The following is a 24,599-nucleotide window of genomic DNA, read 5'->3' as shown; positions in this document are numbered from 1 at the left end:
TCTGGTGTTGGAGCGGGAATCGAACCCGCGACACTCGGATTTACTGTCCGATGCTCTACCCATCTGAGCTATCCAGTGGTGGCGTGCCGGAATCGAACCGGCGACTTCGGGTAGCGCCCGCTGCTCTATCCAACTCGAGCTAACGCCTTCGAGGAACACCTTCTCCCACGCTTCGGCATACGCCACGGCAGCGCCGCGCGCACCGGACGGGACACAAGCCCGTACCGCGGTAGCGTGTTCGATCGATGCTCCGCATTGCCGGCGGTCGCCCACCGGCAATCCGTTCGGGCGCCAGGCGCCCTTGTTGATGTCCTTCCCATCTGCAGCCCGCGTCGGGGCATCACGACGCAGCGCACATGCGCCGGTCGCAGCCGCGCCCCAGCCTCGGGACGCGCACGTGCGCTACCCGGATGCCCCAGGGCGGAAACGAATTTCCGTGATGGAAAGAAACGAACCTGTTCGATGCATGCGCATCCTCCGCGAACGCTGAAAACAAAACGCCCCCGGGACTTGCGACCCGAGGGCGTTCGCGTTTCCTCGGGAGATCGGGGTGGCCGATCTCCCAGGGAGTCAGCCGGATGTCAGGTGTCCAGGCGCCGTGCTGATTCGCTGCCGGGCTTGGCGGCGAAGGCATACGCATGCACGCGCAGGCCGCAGCGCGAGGGCTGCAGGTCAAGCGTGTTGGCGATGTCGTACGCGGGCTTCATGGAATGTGGTCTGGTGAAAAAACAGCCGCAGGGGCCGAAGGCCGCGCAAGATACGCCGGTTGTTTTGTTCGTGCAACACATTTTTCACTTTGTTTTTCATTGCCGACGGGCGGTGTCGGAAACGGGTGCCAGTGGCCAGCCGGTAGAATGGTCGCCTCCCTCCCTGTTGCGTGTCGCCCGTGGCCTCCCGATTCTCCGATCCCGCGCTCGACGCGTTGATGCTGCCCTTCGTCCAGGGCCAGCTCGCCTGGCCTTCGGGTCCGGTGCTGTTCCTGCGTGCCCGCGATGGTGCGGCGCTGCGCCAGTTCCCGCTCCCGCAGGTGGTTTGCGAACAGAGTTTCCGTCCCGATGCCGAACTGCTGGAGCGCGCAGGACTGCGTGTGGTGGCCGACGCCGCGGAGGACGGCGTGCGTTACCCGCTGGTACTGGTGTTGCCGCCGCGCCAGCGCGAAGAAGCGCGTGCGCTGCTGGCGCGCGCGATGCAGCTCGCGTCGCCCGGCGGCGTGGTGGTCGCGGCGATGACCAACAACGAGGGTGCGAAATCGGGCGAAGCCGATCTCAAGCAACTCGGCGGCCTCGCCGGCACGCTGACCAAGTTCCATTGCCGCACGTTCTGGACGCGGCCGCTCGGCGAAGCCGCCGACGAGGCGATGTTGCAGCAATGGTCGGCGCTCGACGCGCCGCGCCGCATCGAAGGCGGCCGTTTCCTCAGCCGTCCGGGCGTGTTCGCGTGGAACCGCATCGATCCAGCCTCCGCATCGCTGGTCGAATGCCTGCCGAACGACATCGCCGGTCATGGCGCCGACCTCGGTGCAGGCTGGGGATTCCTGTCGCTGTCGCTGCTGGCATGCAATCCCGCCATCACCGCACTCGATCTCTACGAAGCCGAAGCACGCGCCCTGGCGTTGGCGAAGGCGAACCTGCTGGATGTCGGCGCGTCCGCCGCGCTCGGCTTCCATTGGCACGACGTCACTGCCGGACTGCCGAGCCGCTACGACTTCATCGTCAGCAATCCGCCATTCCACACGCAGAGCCGCGCGGACCGTCCCGACATCGGCCAGCGCTTCATCGCCGCTGCCGCCGAGGCATTGAAGCCGGGAGGGCGCCTGTGGCTGGTGGCCAACCGGCACCTGCCGTACGAGCAGACCTTGAACGAGCGCTTCGGCGACGTGCGCGTGGCCGGCGAACGCGACGGCTTCAAAGTGATCGCTGCGATCAAGGCGAGGCGGTAAGCCCATGAAGATCGTCAAGCATATCGCCAACCTCGGCTACGGCAGCCGCAAGCAGGTGCAGTGGATGTTCCGCGAAGGACGCATCACCGACGCCGACGGCGAGGTGCTGTACGCCGATGATCCCGTCGACCACGACCGCATCCGCGTGGACGGCGAACCGCTCGATCCCGCGCCGGGCCTGGCGATCCTGCTGCACAAGCCGGTCGGCTATACCTGTTCGACCAAGGACACCGGGCGCATCGTCTACGACCTGTTCCCGTCGCGATTTCGCGAGCGCTCGCCGGTGCTGTCCACGGTCGGTCGGCTGGATCGCGAGACCAGCGGCCTGCTGCTGCTCACCGATGATGGCGGCCTGCTGCACCGGATCATCTCGCCGAAGGCCAACCTGCCCAAGGTCTACGACGCCACGCTGGCCGAAGACCTGCGCGGCGACGAGGCGGCCCTGTTCGCCAGCGGCACGTTGATGCTGGAATCGGAACAGACGCCGCTGGCACCGGCGCAGCTGCACGTGATCGATCCACGGCATGCGCAGCTGACGCTCACCGAGGGCCGTTACCACCAGGTGCGGCGCATGTTCGCCGCCGTCGGCAATCACGTGCAGGCATTGCACCGCAGCCGCGTGGGCGGGTTGACGCTTGACGGGTTGCCTGAAGGCCAGTGGCGCATCCTCGATGCCGACGACCTGCGACGACTGTTCGAGTTCGCCGCATGAGTGCAGCGGGCCTGCCGTTCACCCCTGCGGCGGTGATCTTCGACATGGATGGCCTGATGCTGGACAGCGAGCGCGCCATCATCGACTGCATGGCCGAGGCCGCGCGCGACTGCGGGTACCACGACCTGCCCGAGGTGCTGTGGCTGTCGATGGTGGGGCATAGCGAAGCGGTGTGCCGGCACCTGCTGGATGAAGCCGTCGGCGAAGCGGGGCGCGATGCGATCCTGCAGCGTTCGCATCTGCTGTACGACGCCGTGGTGGCCGCCGGTGTGCCGCACCGGCCGGGCATCCTGGCGATGCTGGAGTTCCTCGAAGCCCGCGGCATGCCGCGCGCCGTCGCCACGTCCACGCGGCGCCCGCTCGCGCTGCGCAAGCTGGAAGCGGCGGGCCTGTTGTCCCGGTTCCATGCCATCTGCACCAGCAGCGATGTGCAGCATCCCAAGCCCGCGCCCGACATCTACCTGCTGGCCGCGACCTCGCTGGGCGTCGATCCCGCGCACTGCCTGGTATTGGAAGACTCGCCCACCGGCGTGCGCGCCGCGCTCGCTGCCGGCATGCACCCCATCCAGATTCCCGACCTGCTGGAGCCGGACGCCGCCGTGCGTGCCCTCGGCCACACCATCCTGCCGTCGCTGGATGATGCGCGCCTGCTGCTGGAGCGGCGGCTGTCCGCAGAGCTGCTGTAGGAGCGACGTAAGTCGCGACCGCACGGCAAAATCTGACCCGTTCTCCTGCCATATCCTGATGTCGCCCCGGCGATGACGGGAATCATGCTCGCAGGCATGGATCAATCCCGACACCACCGTCCTGCACAAGGTCATGCCGGGCTTCGCCGCGGGCGCAGGTCGATCGCGGGACAGGTCTATCTGGTGACCTTCGTCACTCGCGACCGGCGACCGTTGTTCGCGGATCCGACCATGGCTCACGACATGGCGCGTGCCATCACGGACAAGCGACTGTGGTATCGCTCACGCCTGATGGCCTGGGTGCTGATGCCGGATCATTGGCATGGGCTGATTGAACTGGGAGCGATGGAGACCCTTCCCGTCTGTATCCAACGCTTGAAAGCCAACACGTCCCGGTCTTTCCGGGTCGGACGGCAGCGGGAGGGTGTCTGGGCACCCGGCTTCCACGATCGCGCGATGCGGTCCGGTGACGATCTCAGGGTCGCGGCGCGCTATGTGATTGCCAATCCGCTGCGTGCAGGATTGGTTGATGCAATCGGAAAGTATCCGTATTGGGATGCTGTGTGGCTTGGGGACCGATCCTGAGCGCGGATGGCGTGCGGTCGCGACTTACGTCGCTCCTACAGAGGGGGCGGCTATTCCCTCACTCCCCAAACAATTTCGCCCAGCCTGCGTGCCCGAGCGCATCCAGCGTTTTGACGTTGCGCTCGACGATGACGTCGGGATCCGGGAAGGCCTCCACCGCGCGGTCGATGCTGGCTTCGCGCAGCAGGTGCAGGGTGGGGTAGGGCGAGCGGTTGGTGTAGTTGCTGATGTCGTCCGGCATGGTGCCGGCGAACTGGTAGTCCGGGTGGAAGCTGGCCACCTGGATGACGCCCTGCAGATCCAGTGCCTCGACCGCCGCGTCGGCGTTGTCGAGGAAGTCGTTGTAGTCCAGGAAATCGGTCAGCACGTCCGGGTGCACGATCAGCGTGGTGTCGACCTGCTCCGGATCGGTATCGCGCAGCATCACCAGCTCTTCCGCGAGTTCCTCCAGCAGCGCTTCCGGCGTGCTCGCATCGCTCAGCACGAAGCGGACCTGCTCCTTCACGTACACCGCCTTGGCGAACGGGCACAGGTTCAGCCCGATCACCGCGCGCTCCACCCAGCGGCGGGTGGCGTCGAGGGGATCGGGCGCGTCGCCGGCCATGGCGGGCGACTCAGTCACGGAAGTTGTCGAACTGCAGCGGCAGGTCGAACTCGGTCTTCTTCAGCAGGGCGATGACGTCCTGCAGGTCGTCGCGCTTCTTGCCGGTCACGCGCAGCTTGTCGCCGTTGATCTGCGCTTCCACCTTCAGCTTGGCGTCCTTGATCGTCGACACGATCTTCTTCGCCAGCTTCTGCTCGATGCCCTGCTGGACGGTGATCTTCTGGCGGGCGCCGGCGAGGTTGGTTTCCACGTCGCCGAACTCCAGGCAGCGGGCATCGATCTGCCGCGCGATCAGGCGCGCGCGCAGGATGTCGGTCATCTGCTTGAGCTGGAAGTCGCTGGGCGCGGACTGGGTGATCAGCTTCTCTTCCAGCACGAACTTGGCGTCCACGCCCTTGAAGTCGAAGCGGGTGGAGAGTTCGCGGTTGGCCTGGTCCACGGCGTTGGTCAGCTCGTGGACGTTGACTTCGGACACGACATCGAAAGAAGGCATGGGGGAAATCCTGTAGCGGGACGCGGAATTCTACCGTGCGCCGGGAAGCGGCATGGCATCGCGCGACGCGGATGGCGTTGCCGAACGCCAGCGCCGCGCAAGGCGGCGGACCGCCTCGCACACCAGCAGCGGTACGACCCAGCTGGCCCACAGCAGGGCCGCGATCAGGTCGGGGGAAGGCGCAAGCCCGGCGGTGATCGCGACCGGCAGCGAGAGGCGGAAGATGATCGGCGCCAGCGTCACCGCGTAGTTGCGGACCATCCAGCGCCGGTGCCGGTCCACCGCGCCGCGGCGGATGGCGACCAGCCCGGTCAGTCCGGTGGTGAGCCAGGCGAGCGCGGTCGCCGCGAACGCCAGGCGGATGGCGAACGGTGCCGGTGAGGTGGCGATCAGTCCGGTCGCGCCGGTCGCCGCCACCAGCATGCCGATCAGATAGACGCGGCCAGACAAGCGATGCAGCCGCGGGTTGCGTCGGCGCCACTGGGTCAGGAACTGCACCGGGCCCAGCAGCACGGTGGTGAGGCCGCCGGCCAGATGCAGCCACAGCCAGCCTCGTCGCGTCATGAACATGCCATAGGCGCCCGAATCGAGATGCCGGTACTTGGCATAGGCGTTGAGCAGGAACTCGATGCTGGCGATGCCGAGCAGCAGCCACAGGCCCGCCCAGGCCAGGCGCAGGGCGAGGCGCGGACGCGACGGCGCAACGGAGCGTGGGACGGTGCCTGTCATCGGTCTGGCTGCACGGGTGGCTGCGCGCAGGGTAGCGCACGTGCGGCGGAACGCGGCCGGCAACGGCGATAATGGCGCATGCCCGCCTCCCGCCCCTCCCTCGCTTCCGCCGTTCTGCTGATGCTGGCGGCCGTGCTGATGTTCGCGTTGATGGATGCGGGACTGAAGCTGCTCTCGGCCGAGTACCCGCCCTTGCAGGTCGCTGCACTGCGCGGACTCTCCTCGCTGCCGCTGGTGACGCTATGGGTCCTGGCGACGGTGCCTGCGCGGTCGCTGCTGCGCGTGTACTGGCCGCTGCACCTGCTGCGCGGCGTGCTGGGCATCGCGATGATGGCGGGGTTCGTGTACGGCCTGCGGACGATGCCGCTGTCCACGGCCTACGCGATCACCTTCGTCGCGCCGCTACTGGTCACGGCGATGGCGGGTCCGTTGCTCAAGGAGCGGGTGGGACCGGCGCGCTGGGTGGCGATCTTCATCGGCCTGGCCGGGGTGCTGGTGATCCTGCGCCCGACCGGCGAGGGCATGTTGACCGGCGGCGGACTGGCCATCCTGTTGGCCGCGATCTGCTATGCGATGGGCGCGGTCACGGTGCGCATGCTGGCGCAGCGCGACAGCACGCAGGCGATGGTGTTCTGGTTCGTGGTGCTGCTGTCGGTGGGTGCGTGGCTGCTGGCGTTGCCGACGTGGAAGCCGCTGCAGCCGGCGCATGGCTGGATCATCGCCGGCGTCGGCGTATCCGGCTCGCTGGCGCAGGTCGCGCTGACCGAAGCCTTCCGCCGCGGCGAGGCGTCGCTGATCGCGCCGCTGGAATACACCGCGCTGCTGTGGGGCGTGCTGCTGGACGTGGCGCTGTGGTCGGTGCTGCCCGACGGCGTCACCTGGATCGGCGCCGGCATCATCGTGGCGAGCGGGCTGTATCTGCTGCGCCGCGAGAAGGTGCATGTGGAAGCCGAGCATCCCTGACACGCATTGCGGCATGATGCGCGCATGCCCATCGTCCTCGTCCTGGTGTTCGTCTTCCTCCTGCTTGCCCTGTGGGTGCTGCTGCTGCCGCTGTCGCTGTGGCAGCGTTACCGCTACGGGCGCTCACGGCGCATGGCGCGCGGCTGGCTGCTGGCGTTCAATGCGTGGAGCCTGCTGGTGTCGGTCGCGATCTTCGTCGCGGTCAGCGCGTTCGGCCTGCTCTGGTGGCCCGACAGCCTGCTGGGCGCCGGCGCGGGACTGGCGGCGGGTGTCGTACTCGGCCTGATCGGTGTGTGGCTGACGCGCTGGGAGGTGGCGGCGCAGGGCGTGTTCTACCAGCCCAATGCCTGGCTGGCGCTGTTGCTGGTGACCATCGTCGCCGGCCGCATCGTGCTGGGCATGGTGCAGATGGTGCAGTACTGGCGTTCGGAGAATGAGCCGGCGACGCATGCGCTGCTCAGCGGGCATGGCAGCCTGCTGGCAGTGGCCGGGCTGTTGCTGGGCTATTACCTGGTGTACGCCTGGTGCGTGAAGTGGCGCGTTGCGCGGCTGGAGCGGCTGCGCGGCCTCGGTGCGCGCTGACCCGTCGATCGCGGTTTTCGCAATCCACGTAGCGGAATGAGTTCCGCTCAACGAAAAAGGCGGCGGGCCCGGAGGCCCGCCGCCATATCGACGCGTTGGAGCAAGGGATCAGAAGCGCGCGCCGATACCCACACCCACGACCCACGGGTCGATCGTCAGTTCCTCGCCGGTGCCCTGGCCGGCCACGCGCACGCCGGCGTCGCCCTTCATGTAGCGCACGTCGGTGCGCGCGAACCAGGTCTCGTTGATGTTGAAGTCCATGCCGGCCGTGGCGATGGCGCCCTTGGCGGTCTCCAGGCCCACGTGCGCACCGTCACCGCCGATGCTCTCGTTGCTGAAGTTGGACTCGTAGTAGCCCAGGCCCAGGAACGGACGCATCACCTGGTCGGGCGTGCCGAAGTGGTACTGGCCGCTCAGCGCGATCGGCTGCTGGTCGACGGTGCCGATCTTGCCGGCGCCGTCGGCCTTGACGCGGTGGTTGAACTTGTCGGCCGCGCCCCACAGTTCGACCGCGATGTTGGGCGTGGCGTACCAGCTGGCGCTGATGACCGGCGCGACATCGCCATCGATCTTCAGGCCGGGCGCCGGATCACGGTCGGGCTTGAGGATGGCGGCGCCACCGACTACGGCGAAGCGCTTGTCGTAGGAGGAGGATGCGGTATCGGTGGTCGCGTCCTGCGCAAAGGCTGCAGGGGCGGCGATGAGGGAGGCAATGGCAATCGTGATGGTACGAAGCGACTTCATGGGGGTGTCTCCTGTTTTGTTTTCTTATGTCCCCGACGAGCGATGCGATGCGATGTCATGCGTCGTGTCCGTCAGGGCGAGCGCACCGTAACCATCCGCGCATGAACGCCTGCCAGGTCGCGACGTGAACCATTCGCAAACCAAGCGGAATATCGCGCGTGGTTCATTCGCATTTCACTGCGCGTGCATGTCGCTGACTGGAGCGCTCGCGCGATGACCCGCGCCGTCAGGCGGCGCTGGCGTCCTCCCGCCGCACGTCGCGCCAGCCCGCAGCGGTCCACGACAGCGGTCGCGTGGTTGCGCTAACCTCGGCGCAACGAGGAGCGATGCCCATGGCCAGCAGCAAGGCGAAGACGGTCGATGAATACCTGGCGGAACTGCCGGAGGAACGGCGGGCCGTGATGTCGGCGGTCCGCGAGCTGGTCAACCGGCACCTGCCTGCCGGTTACGTCGAGACGATGAACTGGGGCATGGTCAGCTGGGAGATCCCGCTGTCGCGCTATCCGGTCACCTACAACAAGCAGCCGCTGTCATATGTGGCGCTGGCGGCGCAGAAGCAGTACTACGCGCTGTACCTGACGCTGTGCTACGAGAACTCCGCCCAGGACGTGGTGCTGCGCAACGCCTACGCCGACGCCGGCATCAAGCTGGACATGGGCAAGAGCTGCCTGCGCTTCAAGGGGCTGGACGACCTGTTGCCCGAGGTGATCGGCGCGGTGATCGCCTCCACTCCGGTGGACGCGCGCATTGCACACTACGAAGCCAGCCGCGCACCGAAGTGACCCGCATGCCTCCCTCCAAACGCAAGCCGCGGGCCCGCGCCGACCTGCCGACGCCCGGTGGGCACCTGACCATGGCGGACCTGGCCAAGGTGGCCGGCGTCTCCGCGATCACCGTCTCGCGCGCGCTCCGCGACAGCCCGCTGGTGAATGCGGAGACACGCGAGCGGGTGCGCCAGGTCGCGCAGCAGTACGGCTATTCGTTCAACGTGAGCGCGCGCAACCTCAAGCTCCGCCGCAGCATGACCGTGGCGGTGGTGGTGGAGATGAAGCCCACCGTGGAACGGCAGATGTCCGGTCCCTATCCGCTCGACCTGCTGGGCGGCATCACCCAGGAGCTCACGTCCACCGGCTACAGCGTGCTGCTGACGTCGCTGCAGGGCGGTTCGCTGCCGAACGTGCAGGCGGCCGACGGCGTGATCCTGCTCGGGCAGGGCGCGCACGAGGATGCCATGCATGAAGTACAGCGCTGGGGACGGCCGATGGTCGTGTGGGGCGCGGTCAGCCGGCACGAGTCGCAGGTGGTCGTGGGCAGCGACAACCGGCGCGGCGGCGCGCTGGCCGCCGAGCGCTTCATCGCGCTCGGTCGCCGGCGGCCAGTCTTCCTCGGCGATCCGGCGCACGGCGAATTCGCCGAGCGGCTGGAGGGTTTCGGTGAGGCGCTGGCCCGCCATGGCATCACCCCGCTGACGCCCACCGTGGCCAGTTTCACCGTCGGCGCTGGCGCGGAGGCCGTGCATGCCCTGCTGGAAACGCATCCGCAGGTCGATGCGCTGTTCGCCGCCAGCGACCTGCTGGCCATCGGTGCGATCCGCGCGCTGATCGAGCGCGGCCGCCGGGTGCCGGAAGACGTGTCCGTGATCGGCTACGACGACACCCCGCTGGGCGCCACCTACGTGCCGCCGCTGACGTCGGTGCACCAGAACTTCATCGATGCCGGCGTGCTGCTGGCGCGCAAGGTCCGCGCCCTGATCGAGGGCGAGGCGGCCGGTTCCGAGACCCTGCCGACCCATCTGGTGGTCCGCACGACCTGAGCGCAGGACGCTGCTGCATCGCAGCGGCTACCCGGTGGACATCCGCTGTGGCGACGGTGCCGCTCGTTCGTCACAACCTGTTGAATCTTAATGACTTGATGGCGCATGCGCGCTGCTGTCGCGCTGGCCAGCACCGGCTCTGGACATGAGTTGACATCGATAACTTGACATCGATAACAACGGCTCCTAGCGTGCCCTCCGCCCGGGCTGCCAGCCCGGCCAGGACCAGGCCAGCGTGGGGATGTCGGTGGAACAGGGCAGGAAAGAAACAGCAGTCAACCTCGGCGATGCCGGCCCGGACCCGCAGGATCCGTGGCGGCTCACCCATCGCGGGATCGACCGCGCGCGGGCCGCCCGTGACGAGACCCTGTTCGCCCTGGCCAACGGCACGCTGGGCGTGCGCGGTGCGCTGGAGGAAGGCGACAGCGCCAGCGACGGCTCGTTCCTGTCCAGCGTGTTCGAACAGAACCCGATCCACTACCACGAGCGCTTCCCCGGCTTCACCCGCAGCACCGATACCCGCGTGCCGGTGGCCGAGGGCAAGCACATCCGCCTGCAGCTGGGCGACGTTCCGCTGCGGCTCGCGGACGCGGAGTGGCTGGACTTCGAGCGCACCCTGGACCTGGCGGCCGGCACGCTGCACCGGCGCCTGCGGCTGAAGACGCCGCAGGGCCACACGCTGCAGATCACCGCGCAGCGCGTGGTGCCGCTGGCCGAACGCGCGCTGCTGGCGATCCGTTTCGAAGTGGCCTCGGTTGATTACGCGGGACCGCTGACCCTGACGTCGTCCATCGAGACCGGTCGCCAGGCGGTCGAGCAGGGCGATGATCCCCGCATCGGCGTGCATGGCGGCAAGGGCCTGCAGGTCGCGGACGAACACGCCGATGCCGACAACGCGCGGCTGACCCAGCGCACCCATCACAGCGGCGTGGCGCTGGTCTGCGCGCAACAGCATCGCCTGTCGTCGGGCCTCGCCTTCGAGGGTGCGCGGGCGGAAACCGGGCGCGTCGAGCAGCGCTTCGTTGCCACGCTGGCGCCCGGCGCGTCGGTGGTGATCGAGAAGTTCGTCGCCTACGACGATGGCAACGGCCGCGCCGCCGATGGCGTGGATGCCGTGCTGGCCCGCGCGCAGGCGGCCGGGTTCGAGGCCATCGCCGCGGCCCAGTCGGCTGCGCTGCAGGAGTTCTGGCGGCACGCCGACCTGTCGGTGGCCGGCGATCCGGCGGCGGAACTGGCGCTGCGCTTCAACCTGTTCCATCTGCTGCAATCGGCCGGGCGCGACGGCATCACCGGCACCGCGGCCAAGGGCATCACCGGCGAAGGCTACGAAGGCCACTGTTTCTGGGACACCGAGGCCTTCGTGCTGCCGGTGATGGCGTTCACCGCGCCGGAGGTGGCGCGCGCGATGCTGATGTACCGCTACCGCACGCTGGACGGCGCGCGCGACACCGCGCGGGCGATGAACCACGCACGTGGTGCGCTGTACCCGTGGCGCACCATCGCCGGCCGCGAATGTTCCGCGCACTATCCCAGCGGCTCGGCGGCTTACCACATCAACGCCGCCATCGCGTACGGGATCGGGCTTTATCTCGACGCCAGCGATGATCTCGATTTCCTCAGCGAGGCTGGCGCCGAGATTCTTTTCGAGACCGCGCGCATCTGGCCGCAGGCCGGGCATTTCAATCCGCGGCTTGACGGCGCGTTCTGCATCCACGAAGTGACCGGTCCCGACGAATACACCACCCTGGTCAACAACAACTGGTACACCAACCGCATGGCGCAGCGGCACCTGCAGCGCGCCGTGCAGGCCTGGAACCGCCTGTCGGCGGATCGTCCGGAGGCGTTGCACGCGCTCGCGGCGCGCATCGGACTGGAGGCCGACGAAGTCGCGCTATGGCAGCGCGCCGCCGAGACGATGTACCTGCCACTGGATGAGGCACTCGGCATCCATCCGCAGGACGATGACTTCCTGGCCAAGCCGCGCTGGCCGTTCCCGAAGCGCGAAGGCGCGCACCGTCCGCTGCTGCTCGATTACCATCCGCTCACGCTGTACCGCCACCAGGTCTGCAAGCAGGCCGACGTGGTGATGGCGCTGGTGCTGGCGGGCGACGGCATTCCGCTGGGCAGCAAGCGGCGCGACTTCGACTACTACGAAGCGGTCACCACCCACGACTCCACGCTGTCGGCGCCGGTGTTCGGCATCCTCGCCAGCGAAGTGGGCCAGGACGAAAAAGCGTGGCAGTACTTCGACGCCAGCCTGCGCGTGGACCTGGACGACCTGCACGGCAACACCGACCACGGCGTGCACATGGCGGCGATGGCGGGCAGCTGGCTGGGACTGGTGCAGGGCTTCGGTGGCCTGCGGGTGGTGCAGGGGCGGCTGCGGTTCTCGCCCACGCTGCCAGCGGCCTGGAAAGGCTACGGTTTCAACCTGCGCTGGCGCGGCGGCGTGCTGCGGGTGGACGTGGATGCGCGCGGCGTGCGCTACCGCCTGGACGAGGGCGTCGCGCTGGCGTTCGGCCACGCCGGCACCGACGTGCACCTGACCCGCGGACGCGAAGCGGTGTTGCCGCTGGCCGTGCCGGCGCCGCCGAAGGCGACGTTCCCGCGGGACTGCAAGGCGCTGATCTTCGACCTGGACGGCGTGCTGACCGATACCGCGCATACGCACTACCGCGCGTGGAAGCGGCTGGCCGACGAAATCGGCGTGCCGTTCGACCTGCAGGTCAACGAGCGTCTGAAGGGCGTGGACCGGATGGCGTCGCTGGAGATCATCCTGGAGCGCGCCACGCGTGCGTATTCGGCCGACGAGAAGCGCGCATTGGCCGACACCAAGAACGGCTACTACGTGCAGGAGATCGCCCACGTCGGGCCGCAGGACCTGTTCGATGGTGTGCGCGAGGTGCTCGATGCCGCCCGCGCCGCCGGACTGAAACTGGGCCTGGCTTCGGCCAGCCGCAACGCGCCCATGCTGCTGGACAAGCTGGGCATCGCCGACCGTTTCGACTACATCGCCGACGCCGGCCGCGTAATCCGCGCCAAGCCCGACCCGGCCATCTTCCTGGATGTCGCGGCGGCGCTGGGCGTGCCGCCGCACCGCTGCATCGGGGTGGAAGACGCCGCGGCCGGCATCGAAGCCATCCATGCCGCCGGCATGGCGGCCATCGGCATCGGCGACGCGCGCGCGCTGCGCCATGCCGATGCCGTGATTCCCCGCATCGCCGAGTTCGACCTGAGGACGTTCGTTTCGCCTTGACCGCACGTGGCCACAGAAGCCGCGGCGGCAGCCTGTCACTACAACAACAATCGCACTACGTGGAGGGAGAGACCATGCAACACACCAAGCACCCGATGCGCTACGCCCTGTCGGCCGCCATCGCGCTGGCCCTGGCGCCGGCGCTGGCGTCCGCACAGGATGCCGCGCCGGCCGCCGCCAACGATGACGCGACCACGCTGGACGCGGTGGTCGTCAGCGGCACGGCCAAGTTCAAGGGCCTGCGCAAGCGCGACGCCAGCTTCTCGATCAGCACGGCCACGCCGGAACAGATCCAGGAAACCGCGCCCACCAGCACCGCCGACCTGCTGAAGATCGTGCCGGGCGTGTGGGCCGAGGCCAGCGGCGGCGGCACCGGCGCCAACGTCTTCGTGCGCGGCATGCCTTCCGAAGGCGATGCGCCGTTCTTCACCCTGCAACTGGACGGCTCGCCGATCTTCCCGCCGCCGACGCTGTCGTTCCTGGAGAACACCACGCTGTTCCGCATCGACGACACCATCGCGCGTGTCGAAGGCCTGCGCGGCGGTCCCAGCCCGATCTATTCCAACGGCCAGCCCGGCGTCACCGTCAACTTCATCCAGAAGAAGGGCGAGGACACGCCGGAAGGCCTGGTGCGCATGACCCTGGGCACCGACAGCCTGCGTCGTGTCGACTTCTACAGTGGCGGCCCGCTGAGCGCGGACAGCGGCTGGTACTACAGCGTGGGCGGCTTCTACCGCGAGACCGACGGGGTGCGCCAGACCGGCTTCCCGGTGGAGAAGGGCGGCCAGCTGAGCGCCACGCTGACCAAGCGCTGGGCCGAAGGCGAGTTCAACCTCTACGCGCGCCACACCGACGACCAGAACACCTTCTACACCGCGGTGCCGCTGGTCTCGCGCAACAACGGACAGGACATCTCCAGCTTCCCCGGCCTGGATGCCACCACCGGCACGCTGGTCGGCGACGACTTCCGCCGGGTGACGCTGCCCACCGGCGTGGGCAACCAGACCATGACGCGCGACCTGGCCGATGGCCGCGGCGTGGACATCGACGTGTTCGGCGGCTCGCTGGACTGGTACGTCGGCAACTGGACGATCAGCGACAAGTTCAATTACCTGAAGGGTGATGCGCCGACCTACGCGCTGTTCACCGGCGCCAACCCGCAGACGCTGTCGTCCTACATCACCGATACCTACGGCGCAGGCGTCACCGGCACCGGCAGCTTCGTCAACGGCGGCGGTACGGTCGATCCCAACCAGCAGGTGCTGACGGCCGGCTTCTGGGTGGTGGACAAGGAAATCAGCTCGTTCACCAACGACCTGCGTTTCAGCGTCGACCTGACCGAGCGCAATTCGCTGACCTTCGGCGTGTACTACGCCGACTACTCGTCGAAGGACCGCTGGTGGCTGGGCAACAATATGCTGCTGACGGCGCAGGACAACGCGCGGCGGGTGAACCTGGCGCTGTCCGATGGTCGCGTCGCCACGCGTGATGGCTTCGTCGGCACCGCGTTCTACAACATCCGTGGCGACTACGATGGCCAGAACACCGCCTTCTTCATCGCCGACGAGTGGACCGTCAACGACCGCATCCGCCTGGATGCCGGCGTGCGCTACGAGCGGCAGGAAGTGAACGGCACGGTGTGGGATCCGATCACGGTCGACCTGGACGGCGACCAGAACACCCTGTACGACAACACCACCTCGGTCTCCACTACGCCGCGCAGCATCGACCAGAACGACAGCGACGTGTCGTGGACGGCTGGCCTGAACTACACGCTCAACGACAGCGTCAGCCTGTTCGGCCGCGTCAACTCGGGCTTCACCTTCCCGCAGTTCGACAACCTGCGCGACGGCGCCAACAACAAGACCGAGATCGACCAGTACGAGCTGGGCCTGAAGGCGGGCGGCGAGACGTACGAGATGTACCTGACCGCGTTCTACAACGACTTCACCGGCCTGCGCTATCAGGCGTTCGACAACAACGGCAACAACGTGGTCATCATCGGCGACTCGAAGGCGCGCGGCCTGGAGTTCGAGGGCGCGTGGCGGCCGTTTGGCGGTTTCGAGCTGGCGTGGAATGCGACCTGGCTGCGCGCCAAGTACGGCGACTTCTCCACGTTCGACGGCAACCAGGTGGTGCGCCAGCCGAAGTTCCGCACGCGGCTGACGCCGAGCTACTACTGGTCGATGCCCTGGGGCGACCTGAAGGTGTTCACCACCTACACGCATGTCGGCGATCGCTATTCCGATCCCGCCAACGGCCAGGTGCTGCCCGAATACGACACCTGGGACATCGGCGCCAGCGCGCACGTGGGCGACCACTGGGAGTTCACCTTCTCGGGCCGCAACGTCACCGACGAGATCGCGCTGACCGAGGGCAATGCCCGCGTGCTGGGCAACGCGACCAGTGGCGGCGTGTTCATGGGGCGTCCGCTGGAAGGGACCTCGTACCAGGCCTCCGTCGCCTACCGCTGGTGACGCACAACGGCCCGCGCTGCCGTGGGCCGTTTTCCGCCGTCGCGCCGTCTCTCCCGGCGCGGCGGCGCATCCCTCTTCAGCGTGCTGCGCCGCCAGGCGTGGCCGCTCCCGCGCAGGCCGGCCGATGCGGCTAGGATGCGTCCGACCCGACCGGTACCGCCGATGACACGCACCCGCATGATCCTGGCGATGATCCTGACGTACATGATCTTCGCCATGCTGTTGAATTCCGTGGGCACGGTGATCCTGCAGTCCATCCAGGGCTTCGGCATCACCAAGGTCGACGCCAGCCTGCTGGAAGCATTCAAGGACCTGCCCATCGCCATCACCTCGTTCCTGGTGGCGTCGTTCCTGCCGCGGCTGGGCTATCGCCGCGCGATGATGCTCGGCCTGCTGCTGGTCGCCGCCGCCTGCGTCGCGATGCCGCTGCTGCAGGCGTTCTGGGCCACCAAGCTGCTGTTCGCCACGGTCGGCGTGGCGTTCGCGCTGGTGAAGGTGTCGGTGTATTCCAGCATCGGCCTGCTGACCGAAGACGCCAAGGCGCACGCCGCGCTGACCAGCACGGTGGAAGGCTGGTTCATGGTCGGCATCCTCGGCAGCGCCTGGCTGTTCGCCGCCTTCATCAACGCCGACGCGCCCGGCGATCCGGTCTGGCTGGACGTCTACTGGGTGCTGGCGGGGCTGTGCATCGCGGTGGTCGTGCTGCTGGCCACCTGCACGCTGGACGAGCGCGCGGCGCAGGATGGGCATGCGGCCGGCGAATCCTTCATCGACATGTTCCGCCTGCTGGCCTTGCCGCTGGTGGTGGTGTTCCTGGTGTCGGCGTTCCTCTACGTGCTGATGGAGCAGGCCATCAACACCTGGCTGCCCACGTTCAACCGCGAGATCCTGCACCTGCCCACCACGCTCAGCGTGCAGGCGGCCAGCATCTTCGCCGGGTCGCTGGCGTTGGGGCGGCTGGGCGGGGGCGTGCTGCTGCGGCGCCTGCCGTGGTTCTGGCTACTGTCGGGCTGCGTGGTGGCGATGGCGGTGCTGGTGCTGCTGGCGCTGCCGCTGGCGGTCAACGTGCAGGCGCGCGAGGGCATGTCCTGGTGGAACGCGCCGGCGGCCGCCTATGTGTTCCCGATGATCGGCCTGCTGATGGCGCCGATCTATCCGGCGATCAATTCGGTGGTGCTCAGCGCGCTGCCGAAGTCGCGGCATGCGGCGATGACCGGACTGATCGTGGTGTTCTCCGCGCTGGGCGGCACGACTGGTTCGTACGTGACCGGGCAGTTGTTCGCGCACTTCGACGGGTCGCGTGCGTTCTACCTGCTGTTGGCGCCGATGGCGATGCTGCTGGTGTCGATGGCGCTGCTGCAGCGGGCGGTGTCGAAGCGGCAGGGTGGCGTTCCGCACGTCGCCTGATGCGCATGCGTTGACGCCACGTGGCGTATCGTTCGTCCCTCTTCCCTGGACGAGATGACGCATGAACGCGACCGGCGTGGCCCTGGCCCTCTTCATCGGCATGCTGTTGCCGCTGCAGGCGCTGATCAACGCCTCGTTGGGGCGGCAGACGTCCGGGCCGCTGTTCGCCTCGCTGTGCTCGTTCCTGGTGGGAACGGGCGTGCTGTTGGCGTGGTGGCTGCTGACGCGGCCGGTGTTCGTGCCGGCCGCGCTGGCGAAGGTGCCGTGGTGGGCGTGGACCGGGGGCGTGATCGGCGCGCTGTTCGTCGCCTCGGCCACCTTGCTGGTGCCGCGGCTGGGCGCGGCGTCGCTGATCTGCCTGGTGGTGGCCGGGCAACTGGTGGGCTCGGTGGTGCTGGACCACTTCGGCGTGCTGCACGCGCGCCAGCCGGTGGATGCGCTGCGCGTGGTCGGCCTGCTGCTGGTCGTCGCCGGTGCCCTGCTGGTGGTGAAGCCGTGGCAGGCGAGCGGCGGATAAGCGATGGATGAGGTGCTGACCGGGCTGCCGCCGGTGGTGGCGCCCGACTGCCGCGTGCTGGTGCTGGGCTCGATGCCGGGCACGGCGTCGCTGCAGGCGGCCCGCTACTACGCGCATCCGCGCAACCGGTTCTGGCCGGTGATGGCCTCGCTGGCCGGCGTCGCCGTGGAAGCGCCCTACGAGGAACGGCTGGCGGCGTTGCAGCGGGCCGGTATCGGCCTGTGGGATGTGATCGGCGAATGCCGCCGTGCCGGCAGCCTGGACAGCGCGATCGTCCGCGGCAGCGAGCGGCCCAATCCGGTCGCCGGCCTGGTGCAGGAGCTTGCCACCCTGCGCGGCATCGCCCTCAACGGCGGCACTGCGTCGTCGCTGTTCCGGCGGCATGTCCAGCCGCAGCTGGATGACGCCTGGACGCAGCGCGTGCAGCTCATCGCGCTGCCCTCGACCAGCCCGGCGCATGCGGCGATGGACCTCGCGCGGCTGCGCGAGGCATGGGATGTGCTGCGGCCGCTGCTGCCTGCTTCAGGCGTGCGCGGGGCGAGCCGGCGCACGCAGCCGTAGCCACACGGTCTGCACCGCCAGCACGGCGGCCACGGCAATGGCGACCCGGGCGGCGGTATCGCTGCCCGGCACGGTCCAGCCCGACTGCTTCACGTAGACCGCAGCCAATGCCCACAGCGCGGCCGCCGCGAACGGCAGGTTGCCGCGCATCCGCTGGTTCGCCACGAGCAGCAGGGTGGCAGCGGCGGCGAACAGCACCAGCGTCCACGGCAGCATCGCGTCGGTCGGCAGCAGCCGATAGGCGACGATGACCTGCGCCGTGTTGAGGAATGCCGCCAGCGACAGCCAGCCGGCATGCAGCGACAGCGGCGCCCAGGCCCAGCCCGTGAGGCCCGGCGTCCCTTCACGCGCGGTGGAAAGCTTCAGCGCGCAGGCCAACAGACAGCCCAGCGCCGACCAGATGATCAGCAGCGCCAGCCAGAACAGTTGCTGCGAGAACACCGGCATCCACAGAGCGGTCAGCGCGAAACCGGCCGCAGCCCAGGGGCGAACGCCCGCCAGCGGCGCCTGGCGCGCGCGCGACGAAAATGCCTGCCAGGCGCCGAACACCACGTCCCACAGGAAGATCAGGCCCCAGATGGCGAAGGCGTAGCCCGCCGCGACGATCAGCGTGGGATAGCGATCCGAGACCTCGCCGTTGGTGGGGCCGAGCATGCCTTGCTGGGACAGCCAGGACACCACGGGCATGGCGAGCGACGAAAGCAATACCAGCCAGCGCATGGGAATCTCCTTGATGGAATGGGCGGCGATGCTAGGGGCGAGCCCGTGAACGCCGTATCCAGATACGCGCCGGCGACGCGCTTGGATGAACAATGCGGCAGCGTATTGCGTCCGTTCGGCGCCTGCGTCGTCCGACCAAAGCGATACCACTGCGCGTCGCGCTGCGCGCAATGTCCCGCCGTGGACAGCAATTAACACCAATGAACGGTTGGCGCATCGCGCCGCTGCGGACACAATAGGGGTTCCCTCTTCACGCCCGCACCGGAGTAACGCCATGTCCGACATCAAGGAAGCCAAGGTCCCCGACATCGGTGACTACGACGGCGTACCGGTGATCGAAATCCTGGTGGCCGTGGGCGACACGGTGAAGAAGGACCAGGGGCTGGTGACGCTGGAATCGGACAAGGCCACGATGGAAGTGCCATCCGCGTTCTCCGGCGTGGTGAAGGAGATCAAGGTCAAGCTGGGCGACGAGATCGCCGAGGGCGCCGTCGTCGCGCTGATCGAAGTGAGCGAAGGTGCGGCCGAAGCCAAGCCTGCCGCCGCGCCCGCGCCGACCGCCACCGCCGAAACCGGCGCCAAGGTCGAGCCGGTCGCGGTCTCGCCGACCCCCGACAAGATCGCCCAGCGCGAGATCGCGCAGGAGCGCGCCGCACCGTCCGTGGCCCCGGCTGCCTCGCGCGTGCTGGACGACAAGCCCGGCATCGATCCGGAAGCCTCGCCGCCGCGCTCGCCGCCGGTCGAGTTCAACGCCGACCGCGTGCTGCCGGAAAAGGTCGCCTACGCCAGCCCCGCCGTGCGCCTGTTCGCCCGCGAGCTGGGCGTGGACCTGCACCAGGTGACGGGCAGCGAACGCGGTGGCCGTATCAGCAAGGAAGACGTGCAGAAGTACGTCAAGACCGCGCTGGCCGGTGGCGTGGCCGCGCCCGCCGCTGCGGGCGCACCGGCCGCCGCCGGTGGCGGCCTCAACCTGCTGCCGTGGCCGAAGGTGGACTTCAGCAAGTTCGGCGAGACCGAGGTGGTCGCGCTGTCGCGCATCAAGAAGATTTCCGGCGCCAACCTGGCGCGCAACTGGGCGATGATCCCGCACGTCACCCAGCACGACCACGCCGATATCACCGACCTGGAAGCGCTGCGCGTGGCGCTGAACAAGGAAAACGAAAAGGCCGGCATCAAGCTGACCATGCTCGCCTTCCTGATGAAGGCCAGCGTCTCCGCGCTGAAGAAGTTCCCCGACTTCAACGCCTCGCTCGATGCCAGTGGCGAGAACCTCACGCTGAAGAAGTATTTCCACGTCGGCTTCGCCGCCGACACGCCGAACGGGCTGGTGGTGCCGGTCGTCCGCGACGTTGACAAGAAGGGCGTCAACGAGATCGCGCAGGAAAGCGGCGAACTGGCCAAGAAGGCGCGCGAAGGCAAGCTCGGTCCGGCCGAGATGTCGGGCGGCTGCTTCTCGATCTCCTCGCTGGGCGGCATCGGCGGCGTGGCGTTCACGCCCATCGTCAATGCGCCGGAAGTGGCCATCCTCGGCGTGTCCAAGTCGTCGATCCAGCCGGTGTGGGACGGCAAGCAGTTCCAGCCGCGCCTGATGCTGCCGCTGTCGCTGAGCTACGACCACCGCGTGATCGACGGCGCCGCCGCGGCGCGCTTCACCGCGTACCTGGCACAGCTGCTTGGCGATATGCGCCGCGTACTCCTGTGAGTCCGTAGGGTGGGCCCCGGCCCACCTATCCGACCAAGCCACGGTGGGCCCAGGCCCACCCTACGAAAGAGAGCGGTATGGCGAACACGATTGAAGTCAAAGTCCCCGACATCGGCGATTACAGCGATGTGCCGGTCATCGAAATCCTCGTCGCTGTCGGCGACACGGTGAAGAAAGACCAGGGCCTGGTGACGCTGGAATCGGACAAGGCCACGCTGGAAGTGCCGTCATCGGCCGCCGGCGTGGTGAAGGAGCTCAAGGTCAAGCTGGGCGATGCGCTGTCGGAAGGCAGCGTGGTGGCGGTGCTGGAAGCGGAGGGTGCTGCGGCGTCTGCGCCTGCGCCGGCCGCAGCGGCAGCTTCGCCCCCATCCCAGCCTTCCCCCGCGAGCGGGGGAAGGAGCGCGTCCGCGTCGCCTTCGGCATCGGCTCCTGTCGCACCGGCCGCCGCTGCGCCCGCGCCGTCCGGCGGCGGTGGCCTGATCGAAGCCAAGGTGCCCGACATCGGTGACTACGACGGCGTGCCGGTCATCGAGATCCTGGTCGCCGTGGGCGACACGGTGAAGAAGGACCAGGGCCTGGTGACGCTGGAATCGGACAAGGCGACGATGGAAGTGCCGTCGCCGGCCGCCGGCGTCATCAAGGAGATCAAGGTCAAGCTCGGCGATGAACTCGCCGAAGGCAGCCTGGTGGCGATCATCGAAGGCGAGGGCGCCGCCGCATCGGCGCCCGCCAAGCCCGCCCCGGTGACGCCGTCGCCGGCCGCGCCCGCCGCGCCTGCGACCTCGGCGCCGAAGCCGGCGCTGGGCACCGGCAAGCCCGCGGACATCGAGTGCCGCATCGTCGTGATCGGTTCCGGCCCGGGCGGCTACACCGCCGCGTTCCGCGCCGCCGACCTCGGGCTGGATACGGTCCTCATCGAGCGTTACGAAGCGCTCGGCGGCGTCTGCCTCAACGTCGGCTGCATCCCGTCGAAGGCGCTGCTGCACGCGGCCGCCCTGATCGATGAGGCCTCGCATTCGGACGACATCGGCATCAGCTTCGGCAAGCCGAAGATCGACCTGGACAAGCTGCGCGGCTTCAAGCAGGACAAGGTGGTCGGCCAGTTCACCAAGGGCCTGGCCGGCATGGCCAAGCAGCGCAAGGTGCGCACGGTGACCGGCGTGGCGAAGTTCGTGTCGCCCAACGAGCTGGAGATCGTCGGCAGCGACGGCAAGACGCAGCTGCTGCGCTTCGAGCAGTGCATCATCGCGGCCGGTTCGCAGGCGGTGAAGCTGCCCAACTTCCCGTGGGACGACCCGCGCGTGATGGATTCCACCGACGCGCTGCAGTTGGCCGAAGTGCCGAAGAAGCTGCTCGTGGTCGGCGGCGGCATCATCGGCCTGGAAATGGCGACGGTCTACCGCGCGCTGGGCGCCGAAGTGACCGTGGTCGAGTTCATGGACCAGCTGATGCCGGGCGCCGACAAGGACCTGGTGAAGCCGCTGGCCGACCGCCTGAAGAAGCAGGGCGTGATCATCCAGCTGAAGACCAAGGCCGCCAAAGTCGAGGCCTCGAAGAAGGGCATCACCGTCCACTTCGAGAGCGCCACCGAGGGCCAGAAGCCGGAGCTGGAATCGGGCACCTGGGACCGCGTGCTGGTCGCCGTGGGCCGTTCGCCCAACGGCGGCAAGCTCGATGCCGACAAGGCCGGCGTCAGCGTCACTGACCGTGGCTTCATCCCGGTCGATGCGCAGATGCGCACCAACGTGCCGCAGATCTTCGCCATCGGTGACCTGGTCGGCCAGCCGATGCTGGCGCACAAGGCCACGCACGAAGGCAAGCTGGCGGCGGAAGTCGCGGCCGGCGAGAAGAAGGAGTGGGTGGCGCGGGTGATTCCGTCCGTGGCCTACACCGACCCGGAAATCGCCTGGGTCGGCGTGACCGAGACCGAGGCCAAGGCCAAGGGCCTGAAGATCGGCGTGGGCAAGTTCCCGTGGGTGGCGTCGGCGCGCGCGGTCGGCATCGGCCGCGGCGAAGGCTCCACCAAGCTGATCTTCGACGAGCACACCCATCGCATCATTGGTGCCGGCATCGTCGGCGTGCACGCGGGCGACCTGATCGCCGAACTGGCGCTGGCCATCGAGATGGGCGCGGAAGCCGGCGACATCGGTGCCACCATCCATCCGCACCCCACGCTCAGCGAGTCGGTGGCGATGGCTGCCGAGGTCTACGAAGGCACCATCACCGACCTGTACATCCCGAAGAAGAAGTGATCCGCCTGCTCGCCCGCATCTGGCTGGCGGGGGCTCTGTTGACCTCCAGCACTGTCGCGTGGGCGTGCCAGTGCGGTCCGGTGGGCTCGCGTGACCTCGATGATCTGGCGGCGCGGAATGCCTACGTTGCCTTGGTCCGGGTTTCCGCTGTCGAACTGGTGCGTGAGTCCGCGCTGCGGAATTTTCTTGGCGACGCTCCCTCGTCGGCCAGGTTGTACGGAACCCCGTATCAGATCGGCGGAGCCGTCGCTCGCTATGTGCTGGTGGAGCAGATCAAGGGCAAAGCGCTTACTGGGATCCCCCGGTTGGAATACGAGTTAGCCACCGGTTGTACGAGGGGCGTCGCGCCGGGAGATTTCCTGCTGTTGTTCTGGGATCAGCCCGGCACGGTGCTTAAACCCGGGGCATGCGAGTCGCGGATCGTCAATCTGGGGGCGTACCTGGGCTTCGATCACTTGCTGTTGGCGGGACTGCGCGAAAACGTCGCCTCAGGTCGCCCCATGCATCCCTGCGACCTGGATTCGGGCCTGCCAAGTGACGATGCAACTTGCATCCAGCGCAGAACGCAGTCAGAGGCTTTGGACAAGGCACTGGGCAATCCGTAGATCGGATTGTCAGGACCCTCAGCCCTTCTTTGAGCCTTTCTCAGGCCGGCAACGGCATCGCCCTCGCTGCCCGGCGCGCCTCGATCCGCTTCCACACCTTCTCGTGGAAGTGGAACACCACGGTGTTGCAGGCCGGTTCGATCAGTGCCAATGCGCCACCCACCAGCAGGCTGCCGGTGAACAGGTAGCCCAGGGTGAAGGCCACCGCGAAATGCAGCATCGCGAAGCTCAGGGTCTTGTTCACGGCGGGGCTCCAGATGAGAACTGGTCTCAAGTATGGGCGCCCCGCACGTGTCGTCCAATGAAACGTTCTGCTGGAAACGATAAGCGGTGGCTATCGATCAGTCGGCTCAGAACCGGAAGGTCACGCCGGCCATCGGTCCGTGGACCTTGAACTGTCCGGTCAGTTTGCCGGCGACGTCGACCGTGCCTACGCCGGTTTCCGGCGGCGCCTCGAACGAGCCGCGATAGTCGTTGCTGAGCTTCAGGCGGAACCAGTCATAGCCCACGTGAATGCCCAGACGCTCGGTCACCAGGTATTCGACCAGCAGGCCCCCGCGTTCGAAATGGCCGCGTTCGTCGATGAAATCGCCCCAGCGGGTATCCAGATACTGGGCCTGTGCCTCCACGCGCAGGCGCTCGGTCGGCGCCCAGCTGACCCGCGTGTGCAGGTTGGGCGACGTGCCGTCCTTCTTCCAGCGGAACGACTCCCACTGCGGGTCGACCTCGCCGGTGCCCGTGCTGGTGCCGGTACCCCGGGCTTCCAGCGTCGCATGGGTGACGCCGGCGCCAAGTGCCCACTGGAACCGCGGGGCATCGACTACGGCGAACTCGTAGTTGAGGCTGGCCAGCTCGAAGCTGAGGCGGCCATCGATGTCGATGGCCGGGATTTCCACCGGTTCGCCGGGAATCTCGACCTCATCGAAGATGTTGCCCGGGTCGACCCAGTCGCCATCGAAGTTCCAGGACTGGTTGCGCCGGTAGTCGTAGTAGTTCAGGCGCAGCGACTGCCGGGGCGACATGTGGAAGGCGAGCTCGCCGCGCGGCCGCCAGCGGCCGTCCGAGTCGATGCTGCCCGCCGCCGCCAGGTCCTCCGAGCGCTCGCCATCGGTGGCGACGCCGGTGCCGTCGAAGCGGATGTTGGCCTCGGGATTGAAGGCCGACAGCCGGATCTCGAAGCGGGCGTCGTCGGCGAAATCCTGTGCAGCGGCAGCGGACGTGGCGCACGCCAGCGGCAGGCAGGCGAGGAGGG

Annotated in this window: 24 protein-coding genes and 1 tRNA gene; 16 read left to right on the top strand and 9 right to left on the bottom strand. The window is 68.0% G+C overall.

Going from position 1 to position 24,599, the window contains the following annotated elements:
- Window positions 1–80: 80 nt before the first annotated feature.
- Both MMG85_RS16545 and MMG85_RS18495 read right to left on the bottom strand, forming a co-directional pair.
- Window positions 81–149, bottom strand: a tRNA-Ser gene (locus MMG85_RS16545).
- 432 nt (window positions 150–581) lie between these two features.
- On the bottom strand, window positions 582–707 hold the full coding sequence (locus tag MMG85_RS18495; RefSeq protein WP_277399923.1) for a hypothetical protein: 126 nt from the start codon (window positions 705–707) through the stop codon (window positions 582–584).
- A gap of 218 nt (window positions 708–925) precedes the next feature.
- On the opposite strand from MMG85_RS18495, the gene MMG85_RS16540 reads away from it, so the two are divergent.
- From MMG85_RS16540 to MMG85_RS16525, 4 genes are all read left to right on the top strand, one after another.
- Window positions 926–1,939 (top strand): class I SAM-dependent methyltransferase, encoded by a 1,014-nt coding sequence (locus MMG85_RS16540; RefSeq protein WP_241047052.1) that lies wholly within the window; start codon window positions 926–928, stop codon window positions 1,937–1,939.
- Between the two features lie 4 nt (window positions 1,940–1,943).
- Complete coding sequence (locus tag MMG85_RS16535; protein ID WP_241047034.1) at window positions 1,944–2,651, top strand: pseudouridine synthase; 708 nt, start codon at window positions 1,944–1,946, stop codon at window positions 2,649–2,651.
- Window positions 2,648–3,337, top strand: a complete 690-nt coding sequence (locus tag MMG85_RS16530) for an HAD family phosphatase (protein ID WP_241047033.1) — start codon at window positions 2,648–2,650, stop codon at window positions 3,335–3,337. The genes MMG85_RS16535 and MMG85_RS16530 overlap by 4 nt, the downstream gene beginning before the upstream one ends.
- A gap of 72 nt (window positions 3,338–3,409) precedes the next feature.
- Window positions 3,410–3,922 carry a transposase gene (locus MMG85_RS16525; RefSeq protein WP_241047032.1) on the top strand — a complete coding sequence of 171 codons (513 nt, stop codon included), beginning with the start codon at window positions 3,410–3,412 and terminating at the stop codon, window positions 3,920–3,922.
- A 58-nt stretch (window positions 3,923–3,980) separates the two neighbouring features.
- Here MMG85_RS16525 and MMG85_RS16520 read toward each other — a convergent pair whose 3' ends face one another.
- From MMG85_RS16520 to MMG85_RS16510, 3 genes are read right to left on the bottom strand one after another with little or no spacing between them, the layout of a single operon-like run.
- Complete coding sequence (locus tag MMG85_RS16520) at window positions 3,981–4,526, bottom strand: DUF1415 domain-containing protein (RefSeq protein WP_241047051.1); 546 nt, start codon at window positions 4,524–4,526, stop codon at window positions 3,981–3,983.
- Window positions 4,527–4,536: 10 nt separating this feature from the next.
- Window positions 4,537–5,019 (bottom strand): YajQ family cyclic di-GMP-binding protein, encoded by a 483-nt coding sequence (locus tag MMG85_RS16515; protein ID WP_055939451.1) that lies wholly within the window; start codon window positions 5,017–5,019, stop codon window positions 4,537–4,539.
- Window positions 5,020–5,049: 30 nt separating this feature from the next.
- Entirely contained in the window at window positions 5,050–5,748 is a 699-nt protein-coding gene (locus MMG85_RS16510) for a DUF2306 domain-containing protein (RefSeq protein WP_241047031.1), read from the bottom strand.
- 78 nt (window positions 5,749–5,826) lie between these two features.
- Here MMG85_RS16510 and MMG85_RS16505 point away from each other — a divergent pair, with 78 nt between their 5' ends.
- Together MMG85_RS16505 and MMG85_RS16500 are read left to right on the top strand one after the other, a co-directional pair.
- Entirely contained in the window at window positions 5,827–6,711 is an 885-nt protein-coding gene (locus MMG85_RS16505; RefSeq protein ID WP_241047030.1) for a DMT family transporter, read from the top strand.
- Between the two features lie 24 nt (window positions 6,712–6,735).
- Complete coding sequence (locus MMG85_RS16500) at window positions 6,736–7,293, top strand: DUF1453 domain-containing protein (RefSeq protein ID WP_241047029.1); 558 nt, start codon at window positions 6,736–6,738, stop codon at window positions 7,291–7,293.
- A 108-nt stretch (window positions 7,294–7,401) separates the two neighbouring features.
- Here the strand turns inward: MMG85_RS16500 and MMG85_RS16495 are convergent, their stop codons facing one another.
- Complete coding sequence (locus MMG85_RS16495; protein WP_241047028.1) at window positions 7,402–8,037, bottom strand: OmpW family outer membrane protein; 636 nt, start codon at window positions 8,035–8,037, stop codon at window positions 7,402–7,404.
- Between the two features lie 332 nt (window positions 8,038–8,369).
- Between MMG85_RS16495 and MMG85_RS16490 the strand changes: the two genes are divergently transcribed.
- The 7 genes from MMG85_RS16490 to MMG85_RS16460 all read left to right on the top strand — a co-directional run bounded on the left by MMG85_RS16490 (window position 8,370) and on the right by MMG85_RS16460 (window position 18,068).
- The gene (locus tag MMG85_RS16490) at window positions 8,370–8,819 is read left to right on the top strand and encodes a DUF1801 domain-containing protein (RefSeq protein ID WP_241047027.1); all 450 of its coding nucleotides are present in this window, start codon (window positions 8,370–8,372) and stop codon (window positions 8,817–8,819) included.
- Window positions 8,820–8,824: 5 nt separating this feature from the next.
- Complete coding sequence (locus tag MMG85_RS16485; RefSeq protein WP_241047026.1) at window positions 8,825–9,850, top strand: LacI family DNA-binding transcriptional regulator; 1,026 nt, start codon at window positions 8,825–8,827, stop codon at window positions 9,848–9,850.
- Window positions 9,851–10,091: 241 nt separating this feature from the next.
- Window positions 10,092–13,106 carry a beta-phosphoglucomutase gene (gene pgmB / locus MMG85_RS16480; RefSeq protein ID WP_241047025.1) on the top strand — a complete coding sequence of 1,005 codons (3,015 nt, stop codon included), beginning with the start codon at window positions 10,092–10,094 and terminating at the stop codon, window positions 13,104–13,106.
- A 74-nt stretch (window positions 13,107–13,180) separates the two neighbouring features.
- Window positions 13,181–15,583 (top strand): TonB-dependent receptor, encoded by a 2,403-nt coding sequence (locus MMG85_RS16475; protein ID WP_241047024.1) that lies wholly within the window; start codon window positions 13,181–13,183, stop codon window positions 15,581–15,583.
- A 162-nt stretch (window positions 15,584–15,745) separates the two neighbouring features.
- Entirely contained in the window at window positions 15,746–16,990 is a 1,245-nt protein-coding gene (locus MMG85_RS16470; RefSeq protein ID WP_241047023.1) for an MFS transporter, read from the top strand.
- A gap of 61 nt (window positions 16,991–17,051) precedes the next feature.
- Window positions 17,052–17,507 carry a DMT family transporter gene (locus MMG85_RS16465; RefSeq protein WP_241047022.1) on the top strand — a complete coding sequence of 152 codons (456 nt, stop codon included), beginning with the start codon at window positions 17,052–17,054 and terminating at the stop codon, window positions 17,505–17,507.
- A 3-nt stretch (window positions 17,508–17,510) separates the two neighbouring features.
- Window positions 17,511–18,068 (top strand): DNA-deoxyinosine glycosylase, encoded by a 558-nt coding sequence (locus MMG85_RS16460; protein ID WP_241047021.1) that lies wholly within the window; start codon window positions 17,511–17,513, stop codon window positions 18,066–18,068.
- On the opposite strand, the gene MMG85_RS16455 is transcribed toward MMG85_RS16460, so the two are convergent.
- Window positions 18,030–18,788, bottom strand: a complete 759-nt coding sequence (locus tag MMG85_RS16455) for a hypothetical protein (RefSeq protein ID WP_241047020.1) — start codon at window positions 18,786–18,788, stop codon at window positions 18,030–18,032. The genes MMG85_RS16460 and MMG85_RS16455 overlap by 39 nt on opposite strands.
- 274 nt (window positions 18,789–19,062) lie before the next feature.
- Between MMG85_RS16455 and MMG85_RS16450 the strand changes: the two genes are divergently transcribed.
- From MMG85_RS16450 to MMG85_RS16440, 3 genes are all read left to right on the top strand, one after another.
- Window positions 19,063–20,490 carry a dihydrolipoyllysine-residue acetyltransferase gene (locus tag MMG85_RS16450; protein ID WP_241047019.1) on the top strand — a complete coding sequence of 476 codons (1,428 nt, stop codon included), beginning with the start codon at window positions 19,063–19,065 and terminating at the stop codon, window positions 20,488–20,490.
- Between the two features lie 77 nt (window positions 20,491–20,567).
- A complete protein-coding gene (gene lpdA, locus MMG85_RS16445) occupies window positions 20,568–22,742 on the top strand; it encodes a dihydrolipoyl dehydrogenase (protein WP_241047018.1) in 2,175 nt (724 codons plus the stop codon).
- Window positions 22,739–23,347 (top strand): hypothetical protein, encoded by a 609-nt coding sequence (locus MMG85_RS16440; protein WP_241047017.1) that lies wholly within the window; start codon window positions 22,739–22,741, stop codon window positions 23,345–23,347. The genes lpdA and MMG85_RS16440 overlap by 4 nt, the downstream gene beginning before the upstream one ends.
- Window positions 23,348–23,387: 40 nt before the next feature.
- Here the strand turns inward: MMG85_RS16440 and MMG85_RS16435 are convergent, their stop codons facing one another.
- Together MMG85_RS16435 and MMG85_RS16430 are read right to left on the bottom strand one after the other, a co-directional pair.
- A complete protein-coding gene (locus tag MMG85_RS16435) occupies window positions 23,388–23,591 on the bottom strand; it encodes a DUF2061 domain-containing protein (protein ID WP_241047016.1) in 204 nt (67 codons plus the stop codon).
- Window positions 23,592–23,697: 106 nt separating this feature from the next.
- Window positions 23,698–24,599: hypothetical protein (locus MMG85_RS16430; protein WP_241047015.1), on the bottom strand; the 902-nt coding region annotated here is incomplete at its 5' end.

Source organism: Pseudoxanthomonas sp. LH2527 (genome assembly GCF_022539275.1).
Lineage (GTDB): Bacteria > Pseudomonadota > Gammaproteobacteria > Xanthomonadales > Xanthomonadaceae > Pseudoxanthomonas_A.
This window is presented reverse-complemented; position numbering and strand designations above follow the sequence as displayed.

Coding starts and splice junctions, on each gene's coding strand:
- MMG85_RS18495 (WP_277399923.1), bottom strand. CDS start 707: ATGAAGCCCGCGTACGACATCGCCAACACGCTTGACCTGCAGCCCTCG.
- MMG85_RS16540 (WP_241047052.1), top strand. CDS start 926: ATGCTGCCCTTCGTCCAGGGCCAGCTCGCCTGGCCTTCGGGTCCGGTG.
- MMG85_RS16535 (WP_241047034.1), top strand. CDS start 1,944: ATGAAGATCGTCAAGCATATCGCCAACCTCGGCTACGGCAGCCGCAAG.
- MMG85_RS16530 (WP_241047033.1), top strand. CDS start 2,648: ATGAGTGCAGCGGGCCTGCCGTTCACCCCTGCGGCGGTGATCTTCGAC.
- MMG85_RS16525 (WP_241047032.1), top strand. CDS start 3,410: ATGACGGGAATCATGCTCGCAGGCATGGATCAATCCCGACACCACCGT.
- MMG85_RS16520 (WP_241047051.1), bottom strand. CDS start 4,526: ATGGCCGGCGACGCGCCCGATCCCCTCGACGCCACCCGCCGCTGGGTG.
- MMG85_RS16515 (WP_055939451.1), bottom strand. CDS start 5,019: ATGCCTTCTTTCGATGTCGTGTCCGAAGTCAACGTCCACGAGCTGACC.
- MMG85_RS16510 (WP_241047031.1), bottom strand. CDS start 5,748: ATGACAGGCACCGTCCCACGCTCCGTTGCGCCGTCGCGTCCGCGCCTC.
- MMG85_RS16505 (WP_241047030.1), top strand. CDS start 5,827: ATGCCCGCCTCCCGCCCCTCCCTCGCTTCCGCCGTTCTGCTGATGCTG.
- MMG85_RS16500 (WP_241047029.1), top strand. CDS start 6,736: ATGCCCATCGTCCTCGTCCTGGTGTTCGTCTTCCTCCTGCTTGCCCTG.
- MMG85_RS16495 (WP_241047028.1), bottom strand. CDS start 8,037: ATGAAGTCGCTTCGTACCATCACGATTGCCATTGCCTCCCTCATCGCC.
- MMG85_RS16490 (WP_241047027.1), top strand. CDS start 8,370: ATGGCCAGCAGCAAGGCGAAGACGGTCGATGAATACCTGGCGGAACTG.
- MMG85_RS16485 (WP_241047026.1), top strand. CDS start 8,825: ATGCCTCCCTCCAAACGCAAGCCGCGGGCCCGCGCCGACCTGCCGACG.
- pgmB (WP_241047025.1), top strand. CDS start 10,092: ATGTCGGTGGAACAGGGCAGGAAAGAAACAGCAGTCAACCTCGGCGAT.
- MMG85_RS16475 (WP_241047024.1), top strand. CDS start 13,181: ATGCAACACACCAAGCACCCGATGCGCTACGCCCTGTCGGCCGCCATC.
- MMG85_RS16470 (WP_241047023.1), top strand. CDS start 15,746: ATGACACGCACCCGCATGATCCTGGCGATGATCCTGACGTACATGATC.
- MMG85_RS16465 (WP_241047022.1), top strand. CDS start 17,052: ATGAACGCGACCGGCGTGGCCCTGGCCCTCTTCATCGGCATGCTGTTG.
- MMG85_RS16460 (WP_241047021.1), top strand. CDS start 17,511: ATGGATGAGGTGCTGACCGGGCTGCCGCCGGTGGTGGCGCCCGACTGC.
- MMG85_RS16455 (WP_241047020.1), bottom strand. CDS start 18,788: ATGCGCTGGCTGGTATTGCTTTCGTCGCTCGCCATGCCCGTGGTGTCC.
- MMG85_RS16450 (WP_241047019.1), top strand. CDS start 19,063: ATGTCCGACATCAAGGAAGCCAAGGTCCCCGACATCGGTGACTACGAC.
- lpdA (WP_241047018.1), top strand. CDS start 20,568: ATGGCGAACACGATTGAAGTCAAAGTCCCCGACATCGGCGATTACAGC.